We start from the raw sequence: 19,966 nt of genomic DNA, 5'->3' as shown, positions 1-19,966 counted from the left end.
TATAATTATAATGAATAAAAGTATGTACACCGTTTTTGGTATTAGCTAGAAGAAAGGCAGGCTCTTTTGTGAAAATTAATAAGATGGGAACAGGCAATCCACTTCCTGTAACCGAGCGCGATACCGGGGGGAAGGCGGAAAAAACGGATGGCCATTTTGCTTCTGATCTATTGAAAATACAGGATGGGCAGTCTAAGGAACGGCTGAATGCACTACTTGAGCAGATTACCGAGCAGGGAAAGCGGCTGGGACAAGTGCCCACCTACTCTGAGCTTAAGACGTACCGTGAATTGGTCCGGAATTTTATTGGCGAAGCGGTAGGCAATATGTACAGCCTGAAATCTCAGGCCGGCTGGGATCGCTATGGGCGGCAGAAGGTATATACCATTATAAAAAAGGTGGATTCCACGCTGGAAGAACTGGCGGAGGATGTACGGCAGGGGCAGAAGCGCCAGCTGGATATTATGGCTAAACAGGATGCGATTCGCGGCATGCTGGTAGATTTATATATGTAAGGATGAACAAACTTTGAACTGGGATAGCATTATTGGTCATACGGTGACAATTGCAAACTTGCGGGCGATGCTGCAGGCGGACCGAATGCCCCACGCGTTGTTGTTTGCCGGCCCCGAGGGGGTCGGGAAAATGCTTACGGCCGGGGTTTTGTCCGCCGCCTTGCTATGCGAGTCGGCCGACAAGCCTTGCGGCAGGTGTCCGTCCTGCCGGCAGTTTGCCCAGAACAATCATCCGGATTTCAGCCTGATCCGTCCGGAAGGGGCCAGTATCCGCATTGAACAAATCAGGGCGTTGCAGCATCAGGTATCCTTGGTGCCTTATTTAGGCGATCGGCGCGTTGTGGTTATTGAAAATTCGGATAAAATGACAACTCAGGCGGCAAACAGCCTGTTAAAAGTTCTGGAGGAGCCGCCGGGACACGCTGTGTTTATCTTAGTGACCGCCAGACGGCAAATGCTGCTGGATACGATTATATCCCGCTGCCTGACTGTTGGGTTTCAGGCTCAGCCCTGGCAAGAGTTGCTGGCGGCACTGGTAGCGAAGGGATATCCGGCCAGAGAGGCAGAAGTAGCTGTGCGGTTAGGAAACGGTAAAATGGGTACGGCACTGGGGCTGCTGGAGCCGGACGGTTTGCGGATCCGCGACCAGGCGTTTGCCCTGGTAGCCGCTCTGACGGATAGCAGGGGACAAGCCCTTTGGACTTTACCGGAGGAATTGGAGAAGTATACAAGGCAGGATGTGCTGGAGCTTTTGCACTATGTGACTTTGCTGCTGCGGGATATATTAGTATACCGGGTCAACCGGGAGCAAAGCCTGCTGTTTAACATAGACCTGGCCGGCCAATTGGCTGAACAGGCTCTTTACTGGGAAGAGACGGCCTTGCTGGCGGCCTTTGGACGAATTCGCCAGGCGGAAAGAGCCTTGACGGGTAACGGCAATATTCGTTTAGTCCTGGAAGCTTTATTGATTCATATAATGGAAATGATGAAAGGAGGACAGCATTTTGCAAGTAGTAGTGGGAGTGCGATTTAAGAAAGCAGGAAAAATATATTATTTTGATCCCGGACACTTTAAGCTGGCTGCCGGTGATCATGTGATTGTCGAGACGGCCAGAGGGCTGGAATATGGAGAAATTGTTATTGGGGTGCGGGAAGTGGCCGACAAGGATATTGTTGCGCCGTTAAAAACCGTTCAACGTCAGGCGACGGAGGCCGATAAGGAAAAGGTAAAAGAAAATAGGGCCAAGGAAGTTGAAGCATTTACCTTGTGCAGCCAAAAAATCGCGGCCCATGGCCTGCCGATGAATCTGGTTGATGTAGAATATACTTTTGATGTAAATAAAATCATATTTTATTTTACCGCTGACGGCCGTATTGATTTTAGAGAACTGGTTAAGGATCTGGCCTCAGTTTTCCGTACCCGCATTGAACTTAGGCAGATTGGCGTCAGAGATGAAGCCAAAATGATGGGCGGGATTGGCTGTTGCGGGCGTCCTTTATGCTGCGCAACATTTCTGGGAGACTTTGAGCCGGTATCCATCCGGATGGCCAAGGACCAGAATTTATCGCTCAATCCGACTAAAATTTCCGGCATCTGCGGGCGCTTGATGTGTTGTCTGAAATATGAAAGTGACCGCTACAGCTCTTCCAGCAAGAAGATTACGCCGCCACCTGTGGGTGTTGACGTAGTTACGATTGAAGGTGAGGGTAAGGTGGTGGCTATTAACCATAATAAAAAGCTGGCTACCGTAGTCCTGACTGACGGTAAAACCGTTGATGTGCCATGGGAAGATGTGGTGGAAAAAGAAACGAATGGAGCATAAAGACTGGTTGCAGCCCAAAGAGCGACTGGATGATCTTGGCATCAATGGTTTGAAAATTATTCAGCATCCTGATGAATTTTGTTTTTCTTTAGATGCCGTCTTATTGTCGCATTTTGTGATGCTAAGGCCTGGTGACCGGGTGGTCGACTTGGGTACGGGAACCGGCGTGATGCCACTTTTACTTACCACCCGGGACGTTGGTTCCGTAACCGGCATTGAGCTTGATTGTCAAATGTCGGAAAGGGCGGCGCGCAGTGTGGCTCTGAATCACCTGCAGGATAAGGTTACTATTTTACAGGGCGATCTTCGGCAGCTAAAGGGTGTGCTGGTGGCCGGTGCATATGAAGTGGTCATTGCCAATCCGCCTTACCGGCCGGTTGGTGGCGGCTACATCAGTCCCCAGGCAGGGATTGCCCGGGCATGTCATGAACTTACAGCTACGCTGCAGGATGTTGTGGCGGCGGCGCGTTATTTGGTAAAATATCGGGGCCGTTTCGCCATGGTGCATCTGCCGGAACGGATGGCAGAAATTCTCAGCGTTATGGGGGCCGCCGGTTTGGAGCCAAAACGGTTGCAACTGGTGCATCCTCATCTGAACAAAGGGCCCAATATGCTGCTGGTGGAAGGCATCCGCGGTGCCAGACCAGGCCTGGAGGTACTGCCGCCGCTCATTGTCTATGAAAGTGACGGCAGCTATACGGAGGACCTGTTGCAATATTATCCGAAAGAAATCCGGCAAATGGCAGTTAAGGAAGGCAGGCAAATGCTTAGATGACTAGAGAATACGGCAGACTTTTTTTATGCGCCACCCCGATTGGCAATTTGGAGGATATGACCTACCGGGCGGTCCGCACTCTGAAAGAGGTGACGGTCATCGCCGCCGAGGATACCAGACATACCAGGAAACTGCTTAGCCATTTTGATATTCATACGCCGCTAGTCAGCTATCATGAGCACAACAAGGAGCAAAGAGGACCGGAACTTGTCGCCCGCCTGCTTAACGGCGAGGATATTGCCGCTGTCAGTGATGCCGGTATGCCCGGAATTTCCGATCCCGGTGTCGATTTGGCCAGATTGGCGATTGAGCAGGGTATTTTGGTTATACCGGTACCGGGAGCCAATGCGGCATTGTCGGCGCTGGTCTGTTCCGGACTGGATACCACGGCGTTCACCTTTCTCGGTTTTTTGCCCAAGACAAAAAAGAAACGGCAGGAGTTATTAGGCCGCTGGGCGGCACATTCCTGCACGATGGTATTTTATGAATCGCCGCATCGGTTGATGGCGACGCTGGCAGAATTGCAAGCGGCTTTTGGCAGCCGCCGGGCGGTTGCCGCCCGGGAACTTACCAAAAAATTCGAGGAGTTTGTGCGCGGCGATTTGCAGAGTCTGGTGGAATACTTTACACAGCAGTCTCCCCGGGGAGAATTTACGCTTGTTGTGGAAGGATGTCCGGCTACCGGAGAAACGGAAAGTCGGCAAGAAAATCTGTCGCCTGTTTCCTATGTGGAGCAATTAATCCGCTCCGGTAAAAATAAAAAAGATGCCATCCGACTGGTGGCATCTGAATTGGGACTTCCTAAGCGTGAGGTATACCAGGCTGTCATTGAACTAAAGGACCACTGACGGCTACTGACCGGCAGCGGTCTCCTGAGCGAAAACATGGGGACCCAAACTGGCGTAAGTACTTGTCCCAGGAAAAAGCGTTAAATGGCTTTTTCTGTCATGGCGGTTAGACATTCCTTGCAGATGTTTTTGTTTCTAAAAACGGTTACTTCGTCCGCATTGCCGCAGAATACACAAGCGCAGGAAGGCTCGTATTTCCGGAGAATGATCCGGTCGCTGTCTACATAAATTTCCAAAGCGTCTTTTTCTTCTATATCTAGTGTGCGTCTCAGTTCGATAGGAATGACAACTCTTCCTAACTCGTCCACTTTGCGTACGATTCCTGTTGATTTCATAATTGAAAATTCCCCTCTCAAATACAACATTATTCGACAAAACTTGTCTGACTAAATCATACCAAATATTACAATAGCTGTCAACCTTATTTTTCCATATAAAAATATATTTACCATGAAAAGTCGAATGATGTCGTCAAAAGACGGTTGTTTTTGTCGAATAAACTCATATTATAGTGGAAAAGTGATTTGACAAGCTGGAATACGATTACTATAATTGGAAATTAGATGTTGTATTTTGTTGGTAAAAAATAAAGCATATGGAAGTCGAATTTTCGCTTTTTAGCGGGTAAATTTTATAGGTTGATTAAGGAGGATTACGATGGAGAAACAAACGTTTTATATCACCACCCCGATTTATTATCCCAGTGACCGGTTGCATATCGGACATGCCTATTGTACTACGGTGGCTGACGCCATCGCACGGTATAAGCGGCTGGCGGGCTTTGATGTATTCTTCTTGACAGGGTCCGATGAACATGGACAAAAGATTCAGCGTAAAGCACAGGAGGAACAGGTAACCCCGATTGCCTATGTAGATAAAATCGTGGCGTCTTTTCAGAATTTATGGCAGAAGCTTCATATTTCCCATGATGACTTTATTCGCACGACAGAAAAGCGTCATCGGGAAGTGGTGCAGGCGATCTTTCAGAAAATTTATGACCAGGGTGATATTTATAAAGCTTCCTATGAGGGTTGGTATTGTACCCCTTGCGAAACCTTTTGGTTAGAGCGGCAGTTAGAGGACGGCAAATGCCCCGACTGCGGCCGGCCGGTAGAACTGTTGGGTGAGGAAAGCTATTTCTTCCGTATGTCCAAATATCAGGACCGGCTGCTCCAATTTATTGAGGAAAACCCTGATTTTATTCAACCGACCTCCCGCCGTAACGAAATGATTAATTTCATTAAAGGCGGACTGGAGGACTTGTGCGTATCCCGGACAACCTTTGATTGGGGGATCCCGGTGCCGTTTGATCCTAAACATGTAGTATATGTCTGGTTTGATGCGCTAACGAATTATATTACGGCTGCCGGCTATATGCACGACCGGGAGAAGTTTGCCAAATACTGGCCTGCCGACATCCATTTGGTCGGCAAGGAAATTGTCCGGTTCCATTCGATTATCTGGCCGGTCATTCTTATGGCGCTGGGCGTTCCCCTGCCGAAGAAAGTTTATGGCCATGGCTGGCTGGTAGTTGAAGGTGATAAGATGTCCAAGTCAAAGGGCAATGTTATCGATCCGGTGGCTTTAATCGACGAATTCGGCGCCGACACCATTCGCTATTTTTTACTGCGGGAAATCAACCTGGGCATGGATGGCAATTTTTCGCGGGACGCGCTTATCAACCGTATCAATTCCGACCTTGCCAATGATTTGGGCAATTTGCTACACCGGACCCTGAATATGATTCACCGGTTCAATGGCGGTGTGGTGCAAAACAGCCATGTGACGGAAGCCATTGATGACGGGCTGATTAGTTTGGCAAAACAGACCGTGTCGTCCTATCAGGCTATGATGGAGCAGCTTGATATTAACGGAGCGATTAAGGAAGTGTGGGCCCTGATCAGCCGCACGAATAAATACATTGATGAAACCGGGCCCTGGGCACTGGCCAAGGACCCGGCAAAAAAAGAACGTCTTGATACTGTTTTATATAATTTGGCGGAAACGCTCAGAATTGTTGCTATTTTGATTTCTCCCTTTATGCCGTTGACCGCGCCTAAAATATACAGCCAGTTGGGTCTGGTGGGAGATTTTACCGAGGTTACGTTGGAAATGGCTAAAGAATGGGGTTTGCTCCCTTCCGGCACACAGGTTGCCGCCCATCCTGAACCCATCTTCCCCCGGATTGAAATCAAGACTGCCGATAACGGAGCAGGAAAAGCGGCTGCTCACGTCGAAGTAAAGAAAACAGTAGAAGCAGTTCCGGCTATACCGGAGGTTACCATTGATGAGTTTGCCAAGCTGGATTTGCGGGTCGCCAAGGTGCTGGCGGCAGAAAAGGTCAAGGGAGCGGATAAGTTGCTGCTGCTGACGGTTGACCTGGGTTCCGAACAGCGCAGCATTGTGTCCGGTATTGCCAAACATTACACGCCGGAAGAACTGGTGGGTAAAAATGTGGTTATGATTGTAAACTTAAAACCGGCGAAGATTCGCGGCATTGAATCAAGAGGGATGGTACTGGCTGCTTCTGACGGTGAAAAACTGACCCTGGCAACGGCTCCCGATATGCCGCCCGGCAGCAAAGTAAAGTAGGTGGCGGTTATGCTATTTGATTCCCATGCGCATATTGATGATGAAAAATATACGGACGATCAGGCGGCGGTCATTGAACGGGCTGTCAGCAATGGAATAAGCGGCATCATCAATGTTGGGACCTGTATGGAGTCTTCCCGGCAGTCCATAGCCTTGAGTCAAAAGTATGCTATGGTCTATGCTGCCGTTGGCATTCATCCTCATGATGCGAAGGATGCCCGACGGGAAGACTACGAACAATTGGCGGCATGGACTGAACTGGATAAAGTGGTGGCGATTGGCGAAATCGGACTGGATTATTATTATGATTTTTCGCCCCGTGAGACCCAGGAAGCTGTTTTTGTCCGGCAGCTTGATGTGGCGCGGCAGTGTCATAAACCTGTGATCATTCATGATCGTGATGCCCATCAGGATACGCTGCACATTTTAAAGCATGAGGGGAAAGGAGTGCAGGGGGTTCTACACTGCTTTTCCGGCAGTCTGGAAATGGCGCGGGAAGTGATCAAGCTTGGCTTTTATGTATCGCTGGGCGGTCCGGTAACATTTACCAATGCGGCCAAGTTAAAGGAAATTGCCTGCCAGGTTCCCCTGGAAAGGCTGTTAGTGGAAACCGACTCGCCTTATCTCACACCTCACCCCTACCGGGGAAAGCGAAACGAGCCGGCCCATGTGCGCCTGGTGGCTGAGTGTATTGCCGAGTTACGCGGCATGGAGCTGGCCGAACTGGCCCGGGTTACGTCGGACAATGTGCGGCGGCTGTTTGCCATTGGTATTGGATCTATGATGTAGCTTATGTGATAGAAAAAACTGCGGCTCCGATGGATGCTCCGCAGTTTTTTTGCATAAAAAACCCAGGACTGGCATATAATTTGAATGTCGTGTGACGCTCTTGCTGTTGACAACTAGGGATAATTATGGTATATTCCACAGGTGCCAAAAAAGGAGGAATTGAATGACCGACTTTCAGACTATCCAGTCAAAATTAAGCCGAAAAACAATATTGTATCTTTGCGTATTGCTTATTGTTGCTATGCTAGCGGCCGGTTTTGCCTGGACGTACAAGACGGTGCAGATTATCACAGACGGTAAACATATTGTCGTAAGTACATTATATAGCGATCCCAAATCAGTGTTAGCTCAAGAACATATAGTATTAGAATCACCAGATGAATATCGCATGTCTACCGATAAGCTGGATAATGGCACTGTCATTACCGTGTATCGGGCCATGCCTGTTACCGTGATGTACCAGGGGAAGGCGCAGTCTGTCATAACTGCCAAGCCTACCGTGGGTGAAGTGGCGGCCAGTATGGGGCTGTCTGCGGACAATATCCGTCTCGAACCGGGGGCGGACACCGCAGTGGTTCCCAACCTGCAAATTAACGCCACCGTATTATCAGAGAAAATTGTAGAACGTCAACAGCCAGATTTATTTGCTGTCCTGCGCAAACCTGACGCCTCCCTGGAAAAGGGAATGGAAGCAGTGGAACAGGAAGGACAGGATGGCACCAAAACGGTTGTCATCAAACAGCACTTTGCTGATGGAAATCAAGTTTCGGAAGAGGTTTTGTCAGAACGGGTTAACGAACCGTCAATACCAAAAATCATTCGTGTTGGCACACGCGACACAGTCGAAACCTCTCGAGGCGCTATGCGCTTCAGACGCTCCGAACTGATGGAAGCCACAGCCTATAATCCCTGGGATGGTTCCGGCGCCGGCATTACGGCGACGGGCATGCAGGCCCGGCGGGGAATTGTTGCGGTTGATCCGAGGGTAATCCCTCTAGGTTCCCGCTTATTTATCCCTGGTTATGGCATGGCCTTGGCCGCCGATACGGGCGGTGCGATTGTCGGAAACCGTGTCGACTTATGTATGGACGGTTATGGTGAAGCGATAAGCTTCGGCCGGCGAATGGTAAAAGTGTATGTACTGGAATAACAGGGCTTTGCCCTGTTATTCTTTTTACTAATACTATTATTTCATTGAAAACGTGATAAGAGTTGCGAGGATTTTTTGTTCACTGCAAGGCGTAGGACACAGGCGGGCTGATGCCCGGCAAAGACGACAGCGCAGAGATGGGTAAAAAAGACCGCAAAGATATCCTGTTTTTGCTGGGATAATAGTATAAATGCCAGAGACATGGTACAATAACATATGTGTAAATCTAACAGGGTGGTTACACCGCAGAGTAGGAGAGAGCGTAACCTTGATCAAAGAAATCATTGTCGTGGAAGGTAAACAGGATATACAGGCCGTCCGCCGGGCTGTAGATGCTGAATGCATTTCCACAGGCGGTTTTAGCATGCCGCCGCATGTTTTGCAAAAAATTGAACAAGCTTATACAAAACGGGGCATTATCATTCTTACCGATCCTGACAGCGCCGGAGAACGGATCCGCAAGTTTCTGAGCAAGCGCTTCCCGGAAGCCAAGCATGCTTTTGTAGCCCGTATTGATGCCACGGCCAACGGTGATATCGGAATTGAGCAGGCTTCAGCCGAGGCCATCCGGTCGGCGCTTAGCAAAGTAAAATGTCATGAGTGGCAGCCGCAGGAAGAGTTTTCCTGGCAGGATATGCTGGAAAACGGTTTGACCGGAATGGCCAATGCCGCCGAGCGACGCGCTGTTATCGGGAACCGGCTGGGTATCGGCTATGCCAATGGCAAAAGTTTTTTATACCGCTTAAACCATTACGGTGTTACCCGTGCTGATTTTAGGAATGCGATAGAGGAGATAACAAAATGATTGAGCCAACCATTGCCAACCGGGACGTGACCTTACATATCTTGAAGACCTTTGGCATTCATATGAGCAAGAAACTGGGACAGAACTTTCTGATTGATGAACAGGTGGTACAGGCTATCATTCAGGCGGCAAATATTCAGGCAGGCGATGCCGTGCTGGAGATTGGACCGGGTATTGGCACGCTGACGCAGGGCCTGGCCCACAGCGGTGCGCAGGTAACGGCGGTGGAAATTGACCGGCAGCTAGTAAGCGTGTTAGCCAAGACGCTGGAAGGTTGCGAGAATGTACGCATCGTACATGGCGATATTTTGCGGGTTAACATTTCCCAGGAAATGGGGACCGAGTCATATAAGGTTGTGGCTAATCTTCCTTATTATATTACGACGCCAATTATCATGGGCCTCTTGGAACAACGCCTGCCAGTGGAGCTATTGGTGACGATGGTGCAAAAAGAAGTGGCCCAGCGGATGGTTGCCTTACCGGGAACCAAAGATTATGGAGCACTGTCAGTGGCGGTACAATATTACACCGAGCCGGAAATCATGTTTATCGTCCCGCCACGCTCGTTTGTGCCGGCTCCGGCTGTGGAATCGGCGGTCATTCGTTGTACCGTCCGTACTCAGCCGCCGGTGATGGTACAGAGCGAAAAGTTATTTTTCCAAATTGTCAAGGCTGCCTTTTCGCAACGCCGGAAAACCTTGTTTAACGCTTTAAAAACAACGGGGCGTCCACCGGAAGAAATCAAGGAGGCTTTGCTGGCGGCAGGTATTGACGGAGCAAGGCGGGGCGAAACCTTGAGCCTGGAAGAATTTGCGGTCATTACAAATTATTGGAGTAAGTAATAAAAGATCTGACCGAAGAGAAACGGTCAGATCTTTTATTATTTCAGAAAGGAATCCAAGAGATCAAAACGGCGTTCGCTGTTATAGCCCTGAAAAATCTTAGTCTGGTTTTGCCGGGTCCGGGGTTCGCTATGGAAAGCTGCAATAGCCTCCAGACAGTCTCCGACAATAGTATCAATAATTTTATGGGTGTGAATCTGGTTTTTGATAGACGAACCAAGCTGGTAATGGGGGATGGTTGTTGCCACATCAATTTTTAATTTGTGCAAGCGGGCCAGGGCCATGGGGACCGGTGGAATGGCCAGTTCCCTGAGTGGAATAAGTTCCAGCAGCCGTTTGGAGACGGCGTGCGGGCCATGGGCCGGGGTAGCCAGGTTGATTTTTTTTTCCAGTCCCAATTCTTTATTCAGGGTAAGCCGCCACTGAAAGGTCGGATTATAGCGTTCGATGTGGCGGGGCGGCGACGGATAACAGTTGGTTAACGCGATATCCAGGTGCTTTAACAACACTCCGTCAATAAGTTCTATGAGATTGTCGTTAAACGTTCCCACCATATCGCCGTCAACGAATACGACAACGTCACTGCCCAAAGCCAGGGCAACCTTTGCTCCAATCGAGCGGGGAATGTCAATGCCAAGACATTCGTGAAAGTAGATAATTTGCAGCTTGGGAATTCTAAGCTGCAGCACTTCTTGCAAGGTAGCGTCGTGGGAACCATTGGCAACCAGGATGATGTGGTCGACCGGCAGGGTAGCTACGTTTTGCAGTACGGTAGTTATGCGGCCAGCTTCATTGCGCGCCGGAACTACCATAGTAATCATGCGCCATCACCTCGTGAAAGTGGAGTGCGGTGCATTGTGACCGACAGAGGGCAGGAATAGTAAACGGCGGATCATGAAAGTGGTCACAACCGGTTTCATCGGTATAGTATATTGAAGTGATAGGCTAAATGACACAGGCTGATTTTGCCGGAGTAAGAAAAAATGCCGGGCTAGTGGTCTGTAAACTCTAAGGCAATAGGATGAATTGCGAGAGATTTTTCGTCCTGCGAGGCGGAGAAGGCGTATATATCGGGAATATGTAAGCCGATGACAACAAAGCAGGGCGGAAAAGATCTCGTAAGAACACTATAGAATTAGGGTTTACAGACCACTAGCTAACCGGAATGCGCCCAAGAGGGCCAGATGATTTGCCTCAAGGCGGTTGACTGTGACAAAACGAGGGGGGCGGCGTGGTGACCAACGCTTTTAATTCTACATAGTATGTAGTAAAGAGCAACATAAGACGGAGGGGTCTGGCATGGCTAATATAGAGATAGGTGATTTGGTCATTCGCAAATCACATGGTGGCGATATAGTATTTAAAGTTACTGATATATATCACGATGCCTGCGGCCATAGTTACACAGTACTTAAAGGCATGCATCTGCGGCTGCTGGCCGATGCGCCGATTGATGATCTGGAAAGAGTGGACGCGGAGAACCTTCGTAATGAAATCGTCCGAATGGAAGGAATGCATAACGAAAGCCTCAAAAGAGTGATGATGCGCCGCAGCCAGGAGAGGGAACAATTGGAGTTGAACCGCTCGGAGTCATCCAAGAAATACGATTTTTTTGATCTGCCGGGACGGGTTCTGCACATTGACGGTGATGAGGAATATTTAAGAATGTGCCTGAAAACCTATAATCAGCTGAATATTGAAGCTGTGGGAAGATGTATCGAAGAATCGAAACAGGCTGATGCGGTGATTGAGCTTATTGATGAATTCCGTCCCGATATTCTGGTGTTGACCGGCCATGACGCGTTAATTGGCAATGGTAAAAAAAATTTTAAAGATATGAATAATTACCGTAATTCCCGTTATTATGTGGAAGCCGTAAAAAAAGCCCGGATTTTTGAACCGGCCCGTGATGATTTAGTTATTTTTGCCGGGGCTTGCCAATCCTATTTTGAGGCCATCTTAAACGCCGGAGCGAATTTTGCCAGTTCACCAACCCGTATTTTCATCCACGCCTATGATCCGGTGTTTATCGCGGAGAAAGTGGCCTTTACCCCCATTAATAAAACAGTTGACGTTGGCGCAGCCATTAGCGCTTCGGTAACAGGCATTGAGGGGGTTGGTGGTTTGGAAACCCGGGGAAAGTTCAGGCTGGGACTACCCAAGACTCCTTATAAATGAATATTGCCAGAGGGGAAAAACCGTTGTGAAAATCAGCGGTTTTTTTATTATCCTTTGGAGGACAGCTTTCGGGCGGTTTTCAAACTATCAGAACATCCAGTGACGGTGTTTTTTGCGCCATGCTTTGCTACGCTTTTTACCTGGCCTGCTGGTTTGTTTGACGGAAGGATAGGAATTTGCTGCAACTATGTCTAATCTTATTTAGGAAGGAAAGTCTTGCAGGAGGGAAACTGACGTGACAGAAATCGCATTATTTATTTCCATCGGAATTAATCTTATCGGCCTTATTGTTTTGTTGTTGATAAGTAAACAACAGGGCGGTATAAAAAAGCAGGATATTATGAATGCTCTTGCCAGTTTGGAGAAAGGAAATACCCGGACGGAACTGATCTTTAAAGATGAAATCAGGCGCAACCGGGAGGAAATGACCGGTCAGGCGGCCTTGCTGCGTCAGGAAGTCGCTCAGGCGCTGGGACAGATGAACGAATCAATCCTGCAGAGACTGAACGAGCAGCGGCAGACGCAGCTGCAACAGGGTGAGGCGTATACGGCGCAGTTACAGACGCTTATCCGAACCAATGAGAGCAAACTGGAGCATCTACGGGATACAGTGGAACAGAAGCTGCAGGCGCTGCAGCAGGATAATAGCCAAAAGCTGGAGGAGATGCGCCGGACGGTGGATGAAAAGTTGCATGAAACCTTAGAACGCCGGCTGGGAGAAAGCTTCCGCCTGGTAAGTGAACGACTCGAACTGGTACATAAGGGGCTGGGTGAGATGCAGGTGCTGGCCAGCGGGGTCGGCGATCTAAAGCGAGTGCTTACGAATGTTAAGACAAGGGGTATTTGGGGTGAAATTCAACTTGGCAATTTGCTGGAGCAAATTTTGACAATCGAGCAGTATGAACGGAATGTGGCGACCAAACCAGGCAGCAATGAGCGGGTTGAATTTGCCATCCGCCTGCCGGGGCGGGATCAGGCGGGGAGCACGGTTTGGCTGCCGATTGATGCGAAGTTTCCCCAGGAAGACTATCAGCGCCTCTTAGATGCCCAGGAAGCCGCTGATTTGCCGGCTGCCGAGGAAGCGGGCAAAGCGCTGGAAAGCCGGATTAAGCTGGAGGCAAGGGAAATCAGTGAGAAGTATTTGTGCGTGCCCCATACCACCGATTTTGCCATCCTATTTCTTCCCATTGAAGGGTTGTACGCCGAGGTACTGCGGCGACCGGGGCTTTGCGATCAGCTTATGCAACGCCATAAGGTGATTATTACCGGCCCGACCACGCTGGCTGCCTTGCTAAACAGTCTGCAGATGGGCTTTCGGACCTTGGCAATTGAAAAGCGCAGCTCAGAAGTATGGGCCTTGCTGGGAGCGGTTAAGAGCGAGTTCGGTAAATTTGGCGATTTGCTGGAAAAGACCCATAAAAAACTGCAGGAAGCCAGCAATTCCATTGATACGGCTGCCCGTAAATCCCGAACGATTGAACGGAAGCTGAAAGCGGTGGAAGAATTACCGCCGGAGCAGGCCATGCAGTTACTGGAGGTAAACGGGCCGGAGACGGAGCCTTACTAGTTATGTAAACATTTACAGTCTGCTTTTGCAGGATTTTATCGTATTTTAGGCGAATATATCTACTTTGTAACCAAAAAGGTTAATATATTATGTAAGATAAAACAACACAGAAAGGTAGATTGTCTAATGCGATCAAAAAAGCTAACGAGCATGCTGTTATTTGGTTTCGTTACGGTATCTTTACTTTCGACATCGATAGGCGGCGCTTTTGCATCCAGCGCCCTGGCTGCCGAGGCAGCGGAAGGTACCACCGCAGTAGAGCAGAAACAGGATACGAAAAATAAGGATGTGCTTGGCGGAATTCTTGCTGTTGGATTAATCGCCGTGTTAGCCAACCATGGCGGACATGGTGATAAATCATCGGCTGCCAGCAGTTCAACCGGTGTGACCGGAACTTCCGGCTCAAAGACAACGACGAACACCTCGAACACCTCGACCAAGGGGAGCAGCAGCGAAGTCCAGCAGGCATTAAGTCTGTTAAACGCCGACCGGGCTAAGAACGGTTTGCCGGCGCTGGCTTTGAACAGTGCTCTTTCTAACCTGGGAGATGCCTATGCGCAGGATATGATTAACCGCAACTTCTTTTCTCATTACAACCCGGAAGGCCAGTCACCGTTTGACCGCATGAAAGCGGCCGGCATCGGTTATACCTATGCCGGCGAAAATCTGGCGATCAATACCGGTGTGGCAGCAGCCGAGACAGCATTCATGAACAGCTCCGGACACCGGGCCAACATTTTAAATCAGAATTACACACAGGTGGGCTTGGGCGTTCGCCATGATGCCAAAGGTTCCGTGTATGTGGTGCAAGAGTTCATTAGACCTTAATAGAGACGGTAAAAGATAAAATGTCCTGCGAGTGATCGCAGGACATTTTGTTATCCCATACACTTCGGGCATCTGCCATGATGCAGGACGACGTCAAATTCATGACTGCAGACAGGGCAAATCTTGAATACTCGATAGTGACATACTTTATATACCCGGTAGACGCATTTAAAGGTTTTTACACATTCTTTTTCCGGTTTGGGTAGATTGGGAATATCACAGCAAACATGTTCGTGGTGTTCCTGGCAATCGTCTTTGTAACAGTCATCCTTCATATGGTGGTGACATTCTTTCATGTAGTCACAATCGTATTTAGGATAATAGTTGCCTTTTACATACATTTTTTTATGACCTCCCGTTCATATTTGATCAGCCCTTTTTAAGGGCTTCTTTTACATACTATGACAAAAAGAGTTAAAGTGTTATGTCTATTCTCTTGGATTGATATTTATTTCCAGATCGCCAGGCATCCTGCCAAATTTTTGTCACATAAAAATTTTCGCAGGCATATATATAAATAGAACATTCAAAGGGGGGAATATATGTGGACGATAAAGATCTCCGCCAAACGGTAAGCGCATCCTCGAAGGGGATGTATAATTACAATCAATGCACGCTCGGTACAGAGACCGGACCGCAGACGATTATAGTGCGCCAGGTCATTGCCGAATCAGAGGAACAAAAGGTTCTGGATATTCACGTAGTCGTTCCGGACCAAAAACCGTCCATCGAGCAGATTGTTGATGTATTTGTTAAAAATGTGGAAATCAATTATGTTGATGTCATTACGGATAAGGTCATTGTTCGCGGTGAGTTTGAAGTAAAAGCCATTTATGTGGCTGATTTGCCTAATCACCCGGTCCATGCGGTGGAAATCAGGCATTACAGATGGACTCAGGATCTTGCGATGTCGGGAGTACGCAAGGGAATGGACGCCGATGCCAGTGTGGTAGTAGAATTCGTTGATTACGATATGGACGAATGGACCCGTGCTTACAAGCATAAACACTGGGAACATGATTGTGATGATACGGAAGATACCTGCGATACAGATGACACACCAGACACCTGCGATACCGAGGATACGGAAGACACTTGCGATACGGATGACAATGATACCTGCGATACGGATGATACCTGTGATACCCATGATCATCATCACCATCATGACGGCCACTGCGGACACCATCACCACCATCATAATTGCCGCGAATTCGATGTTTCCGTCGTACTGAAAATTACCGCAAAGGTCATGACCGACCGCGAGGTTCAGCTTGGTGTCGCTACCATGCCTACCTCACCTAAAGGATAATGACTAACAGACATACATCAATAGAAAAAGGGGGGGGAAAAATGGCTGACGACTTAGAACGTGCTTCGGGTGGTTCAACAGGATCTACTTCGAACACTGTAGTATCGGTAACCGGCACCGGGACAACGGAGAGTGCCCAGGTAGTATGCGGTTGCCCTGAGATCGGACCTGAAACGATCCAGGTAGAGCAGGTACTGGGTGCCGAGATGGATCAGCGCGTTGTGGAATTTGATATGTTTGTTCCGGCGGACAAACCGGATATTGAGCAGGTCGTGGATGTATACGTGAAGAACCTGGAAATCAATAATGTAACAATCATTCCAGATAAGGTGATTATCCGCGGTGACCTGGAAGTGAAAGTCATGTATGTGGCCGATCTACCTGATCAGCCGGTCCACGCATTTGAACGTCGGCATGTGCGGTTTACACGGGATATTTCCATTTCCGGCGCTATGCCGGATATGACGGCCAAGGCAGACGTACAGGTTGAGTATGTGGACTATGATTTTCATCATCACCACACGCCGCGAAAAGTGCATATTACAATTGTACTTAAATTCTGGGCCCGGGTGGTCAGTACCACCGATATGGAGGTTCTCGCGGTTACACCGGTTGACGAAGTGGGGCAGGTCGAGGTTTCGACAGCCTCTGGTTCCTCGAATGATTCGACAGCGGCCAGCACCTTTTCCGATGATTTTGTTTCAGCTTCCCATTATTCCGGCTACAATGACCAGAATGTATACGTTACCGGCGTGACGCCGTCGGTCGGCACGCAACCGACTGTCAGCGGTACGGCTACTGTGACAGGCAGCGTTGTACACGTGCGCAGCGGTCCGGGGACGAATTTCCCGATTGTCACAAAAGTTAAAAAGGGCGATACGGTTACCATTAAAGAACAGGCTTTTGGCTGGTACCGGGTACTTTTGGCCGATAATACCACCATTGGCTGGATTGCCAGTTGGCTGCTTAGCGTACAATAGCCGGCAAAAAAACAATAAGAGCAAACACCACGGCGCTTCCGGGCGGATCGGTGGTGTTTGTTTTTTTATTGTCCCCAGCGGTCTGTCTAATTTGTGCTCATAATGACTCCACCGTCTTTTTCCTGCAAGGCGTTGTTGTCAGTGGGTTATCTATGTCCGATAGGTGCGCCGCCGCCGTTCCGCTTGGTGAAAAATTCCTGCCGATTCTTTTACGCTTTCAAACTAGACGGATCACTAAGGCTTAACGGTTTGCCAAGTACAGCGAACCTTTTGGGGATTTTGGCATGAATTGGCCTTCTCATCATATAGTTAAAACAGATGCCTGAACGGAGGGAGGAAACTCAGATGCTGCTTGGGGCTAAATATCTTGGGCCGGTCGGTTTGGGTGTAACGGCGCCGCAATTATTCCGGGCCGATGATAATGAGGTATATGTGGTAAAGCTGCAGAACAATCGCCTGGGAGTAAAGGTTTTGGTGAATGAATGGTTGGGCGCCCAGCTTGGTCAGATGTTGAAGCTGTGTTTTCCGCCTAGTGACATCATTCAGTTGGAAGAAAAAATAATCCGGGGCAATAAGCTGCTAAGAGCTGCAGCCGTGCCTGCCGGATTGCATTTTGCCAGCCGATATATAAGAAAAAACAGATATGTTAACAGGAGTAATATAAAGAGGGCCTTAAATACGGCGGATATGGCGGGGGTTATCTTGTTTGATCACATGTTCCACAACTTTGACCGTACCTGGAACCGGAAAAATTTGCTGGTATGCCATGACGAGGTAGGCTATCAACTGTATGCCATTGACAATTCGCATTTATTTAATAAAGGAAAATGGAAGGCAGCTAACTTGGCGGAGTTAAGTGATAAAATAACGGTAAACAAGCACCGGGCCTATGGCGTACTGCTTAAGTATTATCTCCGGCGGGAGCATTTTAGCAAGTACGTGGCATTGATTCAGGCTATACGGCCGGAAGAGTGGCAACAGATGGTTGACGGTATTCCGCAAGAATGGCTGCCGCTGCCGGAAGAGCGGACTTCCTTGCTGCAATTTTTATACAGGCGGCAGGAATTGGTCGAGAAGATTGCAGACTCCATTTGCGCTTTAATCCCGGATGTACACCGGGGTGCCCACCCGCACTAAGGTAAAAACCTCTTCCACGTGAGCATTATGCATGCGGATACAGCCGTTGGAGACCATTTGCCCGATAAGCCAGGGTTTAGTAGTGCCGTGAATACCATAAGAGTCAAGGCTCAGTCCTAGCCAGCGGGTGCCCAGTATACCGCCGGGGTTCATGTGTTTTAGGATGATCGTGTAATTGCCGAGCGGCGTGGGGGTAGCTGGCTTGCCGATAGCTACCGGGTAGTTCCGCAACGGCGTATTGCCGTCAAACAGGGTAAGCTGACGACGTTGTTTGGCAATGAGAATATTGGCGCGGGGCAGAGCCAACTGAGCACGCTGCTGCGGCTGACTGGCGGGGGATAGCGTCAGGTGCCGGGCGGCCCATAAGCGGCTGAAAGTGAGCGGATTTAACAGGCCGGTGGCTGGCAGGTTTTCCTCTTGCTGGAACCGGGTTACTGCTTCCTGGGTCAGCAGATTGTATACACCGTCCGGAGTATCGGTGTAGAGACCGCGGGCAGCCAGCTTTTCCTGGAGCTGAGCAATCAGGGGATGGCAATAGTCCAACTGGCTGAGGGTTGGCAATAAGGCCAGGCGGCAGGCAGGATAAAGGAAATGGATATTCACCAGATAAACCTCCTTGAGACCGGGTGGACAGGCGGTATAAACGGCCTGTTCCTGCCGGATATAGTTGTAGTGCTCCACCGGCTATGAAAGTGTAGATTAAATTTGCGGGAATTTTTTCGTAAGGCAAGGCGGCGGCGCGCCTGGCGGATATAGGTAAGCTAACGGCAACGAAGCCTTACGGAAAAAGGCACGTGAAGAAGCTGCACTTTCATAGTTGATGGAGCACTAGACCATTATATGAATTTACCCGGGCTTTTGTGTTTTCTCCGGGGTTTTTGTATAAAAAAGGAATGGTTATGGCAAAAATAATGCTATATTGATGCTTCAGGAGGTTTCCATGCACGATAAGGCATCCGGACAATTATTGATCATTGGCGGCGGTGAGGACAAACAGGGGGATTGCCAGGTTTTGCAGAAGTTCATTGAGCTGTCCGGCGGCTGTGACGCGAGAATAGCCGTTATTACGACTGCGACGGAATATCCGCAGGAAGTTGGCGATGAGTATAAAGCGTTGTTCAGCGCGATCGGCGCTTCGTCGGTTGGGGTTTTGTATATTAAAGATCGTGAGACCGCCAACGATTTACAGCAGATTCAGGAGATTGAAAATGCCAGCGGCATTTTTTTTACTGGTGGCGACCAACTGCGGTTAACCAGCATTCTTGGCGGTTCGAAAATAGAAGCGGCTATCCGGTCGGGGTTTGTAAAAGGCGCTGTAATTGCCGGGACAAGCGCCGGCGCTTCGGTAATGAGTGATACCATGATTGTCGGCGGTGACTCCAGCGATACCCCGAAAAAGTCAAGCTTAAGCATGGCCCATGGCATGAGCCTGCTGAATGGAGTGGTGATTGATCAGCATTTTGCCCAACGGGGCAGGATTAATCGCCTGCTGGCTGCCGTATCGCAGAATCCTAATGTTTTGGGTATTGGTATCGATGAGGATACGGCGATCGTGGTATCGCCTGATGGACGTTGTGAAGTAACCGGCTCACAGACGGTAACGATTGTTGACGGGAAAAATATTGTTCATTCCAATATATCGGAATCCAAGCGCCATGATCCCCTGGCAATTACCAATGTAACATTGCATATTCTGCCATCAGGTTTCGGGTTTAACCTGAAACGGCGGCTGCCGTTTATTTGCCGTACTTGAATGTAGGGTATGTGGACACGAACGTTCACCGCCCAGCGTTTGGTGGATTGTCTGCCATACTTCGTTGCTCGT

At 49.1% G+C, this 19,966-nt stretch carries 20 protein-coding genes; 17 read left to right on the top strand and 3 right to left on the bottom strand.

Annotated features, from left to right (window positions below):
* Positions 1–68 precede the first annotated feature (68 nt).
* The 5 genes from BMW43_RS02580 to rsmI are packed head-to-tail and all read left to right on the top strand — an operon-like array spanning position 69 to position 3,961.
* On the top strand, positions 69–515 hold the full coding sequence (locus BMW43_RS02580; RefSeq protein WP_394349555.1) for a YaaR family protein: 447 nt from the start codon (positions 69–71) through the stop codon (positions 513–515).
* 13 nt (positions 516–528) lie between these two features.
* Positions 529–1,548, top strand: coding sequence for a DNA polymerase III subunit delta' (gene holB / locus BMW43_RS02575; protein WP_091743841.1), 1,020 nt, complete (start codon positions 529–531; stop codon positions 1,546–1,548).
* Positions 1,520–2,338 carry a PSP1 domain-containing protein gene (locus BMW43_RS02570; protein ID WP_091743840.1) on the top strand — a complete coding sequence of 273 codons (819 nt, stop codon included), beginning with the start codon at positions 1,520–1,522 and terminating at the stop codon, positions 2,336–2,338. Before holB ends, BMW43_RS02570 begins: the two co-directional genes overlap by 29 nt.
* On the top strand, positions 2,328–3,113 hold the full coding sequence (locus BMW43_RS02565; protein WP_091743839.1) for a tRNA1(Val) (adenine(37)-N6)-methyltransferase: 786 nt from the start codon (positions 2,328–2,330) through the stop codon (positions 3,111–3,113). Before BMW43_RS02570 ends, BMW43_RS02565 begins: the two co-directional genes overlap by 11 nt.
* The gene (gene rsmI, locus BMW43_RS02560; RefSeq protein WP_091743838.1) at positions 3,110–3,961 is read left to right on the top strand and encodes a 16S rRNA (cytidine(1402)-2'-O)-methyltransferase; all 852 of its coding nucleotides are present in this window, start codon (positions 3,110–3,112) and stop codon (positions 3,959–3,961) included. Before BMW43_RS02565 ends, rsmI begins: the two co-directional genes overlap by 4 nt.
* Before the next feature lie 80 nt (positions 3,962–4,041).
* Here rsmI and BMW43_RS02555 read toward each other — a convergent pair whose 3' ends face one another.
* A complete protein-coding gene (locus tag BMW43_RS02555; RefSeq protein ID WP_091743837.1) occupies positions 4,042–4,296 on the bottom strand; it encodes an AbrB/MazE/SpoVT family DNA-binding domain-containing protein in 255 nt (84 codons plus the stop codon).
* Positions 4,297–4,618: 322 nt separating this feature from the next.
* On the opposite strand from BMW43_RS02555, the gene metG reads away from it, so the two are divergent.
* The 5 genes from metG to rsmA all read left to right on the top strand — a co-directional run bounded on the left by metG (position 4,619) and on the right by rsmA (position 10,139).
* Positions 4,619–6,553, top strand: coding sequence for a methionine--tRNA ligase (gene metG, locus BMW43_RS02550; RefSeq protein WP_091743836.1), 1,935 nt, complete (start codon positions 4,619–4,621; stop codon positions 6,551–6,553).
* A 9-nt stretch (positions 6,554–6,562) separates the two neighbouring features.
* Positions 6,563–7,342, top strand: coding sequence for a TatD family hydrolase (locus tag BMW43_RS02545; RefSeq protein WP_091743835.1), 780 nt, complete (start codon positions 6,563–6,565; stop codon positions 7,340–7,342).
* A gap of 163 nt (positions 7,343–7,505) precedes the next feature.
* Complete coding sequence (locus BMW43_RS02540) at positions 7,506–8,492, top strand: resuscitation-promoting factor (RefSeq protein WP_091743834.1); 987 nt, start codon at positions 7,506–7,508, stop codon at positions 8,490–8,492.
* Between the two features lie 268 nt (positions 8,493–8,760).
* On the top strand, positions 8,761–9,297 hold the full coding sequence (gene rnmV, locus BMW43_RS02535; RefSeq protein WP_177173435.1) for a ribonuclease M5: 537 nt from the start codon (positions 8,761–8,763) through the stop codon (positions 9,295–9,297).
* Complete coding sequence (gene rsmA, locus BMW43_RS02530) at positions 9,294–10,139, top strand: 16S rRNA (adenine(1518)-N(6)/adenine(1519)-N(6))-dimethyltransferase RsmA (protein WP_091743832.1); 846 nt, start codon at positions 9,294–9,296, stop codon at positions 10,137–10,139. The genes rnmV and rsmA overlap by 4 nt, the downstream gene beginning before the upstream one ends.
* A gap of 38 nt (positions 10,140–10,177) precedes the next feature.
* On the opposite strand, the gene BMW43_RS02525 is transcribed toward rsmA, so the two are convergent.
* Positions 10,178–10,960 carry a glycosyltransferase family 2 protein gene (locus tag BMW43_RS02525; protein WP_091743831.1) on the bottom strand — a complete coding sequence of 261 codons (783 nt, stop codon included), beginning with the start codon at positions 10,958–10,960 and terminating at the stop codon, positions 10,178–10,180.
* 478 nt (positions 10,961–11,438) lie between these two features.
* Between BMW43_RS02525 and yabG the strand changes: the two genes are divergently transcribed.
* The 6 genes from yabG (at position 11,439) to BMW43_RS02490 (ending at position 18,141) form a co-directional block, all read left to right on the top strand.
* Positions 11,439–12,317 (top strand): sporulation peptidase YabG, encoded by an 879-nt coding sequence (gene yabG, locus BMW43_RS02520; protein WP_091743830.1) that lies wholly within the window; start codon positions 11,439–11,441, stop codon positions 12,315–12,317.
* A gap of 235 nt (positions 12,318–12,552) precedes the next feature.
* Positions 12,553–13,884 carry a DNA recombination protein RmuC gene (locus tag BMW43_RS02515; protein ID WP_091743829.1) on the top strand — a complete coding sequence of 444 codons (1,332 nt, stop codon included), beginning with the start codon at positions 12,553–12,555 and terminating at the stop codon, positions 13,882–13,884.
* 126 nt (positions 13,885–14,010) lie between these two features.
* Positions 14,011–14,712, top strand: a complete 702-nt coding sequence (locus tag BMW43_RS02510; protein WP_091743828.1) for a CAP domain-containing protein — start codon at positions 14,011–14,013, stop codon at positions 14,710–14,712.
* A 544-nt stretch (positions 14,713–15,256) separates the two neighbouring features.
* A complete protein-coding gene (locus tag BMW43_RS02500) occupies positions 15,257–16,024 on the top strand; it encodes a DUF3794 domain-containing protein (protein WP_245732195.1) in 768 nt (255 codons plus the stop codon).
* 41 nt (positions 16,025–16,065) lie between these two features.
* Complete coding sequence (locus BMW43_RS02495; RefSeq protein ID WP_091743826.1) at positions 16,066–17,004, top strand: SPOCS domain-containing protein; 939 nt, start codon at positions 16,066–16,068, stop codon at positions 17,002–17,004.
* Positions 17,005–17,349: 345 nt separating this feature from the next.
* On the top strand, positions 17,350–18,141 hold the full coding sequence (locus tag BMW43_RS02490) for a HipA family kinase (protein ID WP_091743825.1): 792 nt from the start codon (positions 17,350–17,352) through the stop codon (positions 18,139–18,141).
* On the opposite strand, the gene BMW43_RS02485 is transcribed toward BMW43_RS02490, so the two are convergent.
* Entirely contained in the window at positions 18,103–18,744 is a 642-nt protein-coding gene (locus BMW43_RS02485; RefSeq protein WP_091743824.1) for a L,D-transpeptidase family protein, read from the bottom strand. The two genes, BMW43_RS02490 and BMW43_RS02485, sit on opposite strands and share 39 nt — an antisense overlap.
* Positions 18,745–19,081: 337 nt before the next feature.
* Between BMW43_RS02485 and BMW43_RS02480 the strand changes: the two genes are divergently transcribed.
* Positions 19,082–19,894, top strand: a complete 813-nt coding sequence (locus tag BMW43_RS02480) for a cyanophycinase (protein ID WP_091743823.1) — start codon at positions 19,082–19,084, stop codon at positions 19,892–19,894.
* Positions 19,895–19,966 lie beyond the last annotated feature (72 nt).

It is taken from the genome of Propionispora vibrioides (assembly GCF_900110485.1).
In the GTDB taxonomy this organism is placed as follows: domain Bacteria; phylum Bacillota; class Negativicutes; order Propionisporales; family Propionisporaceae; genus Propionispora; species Propionispora vibrioides.
The sequence above is the reverse complement of the archived record's forward strand: the minus strand, read 5'-3'. Positions and strand labels throughout refer to the sequence as shown.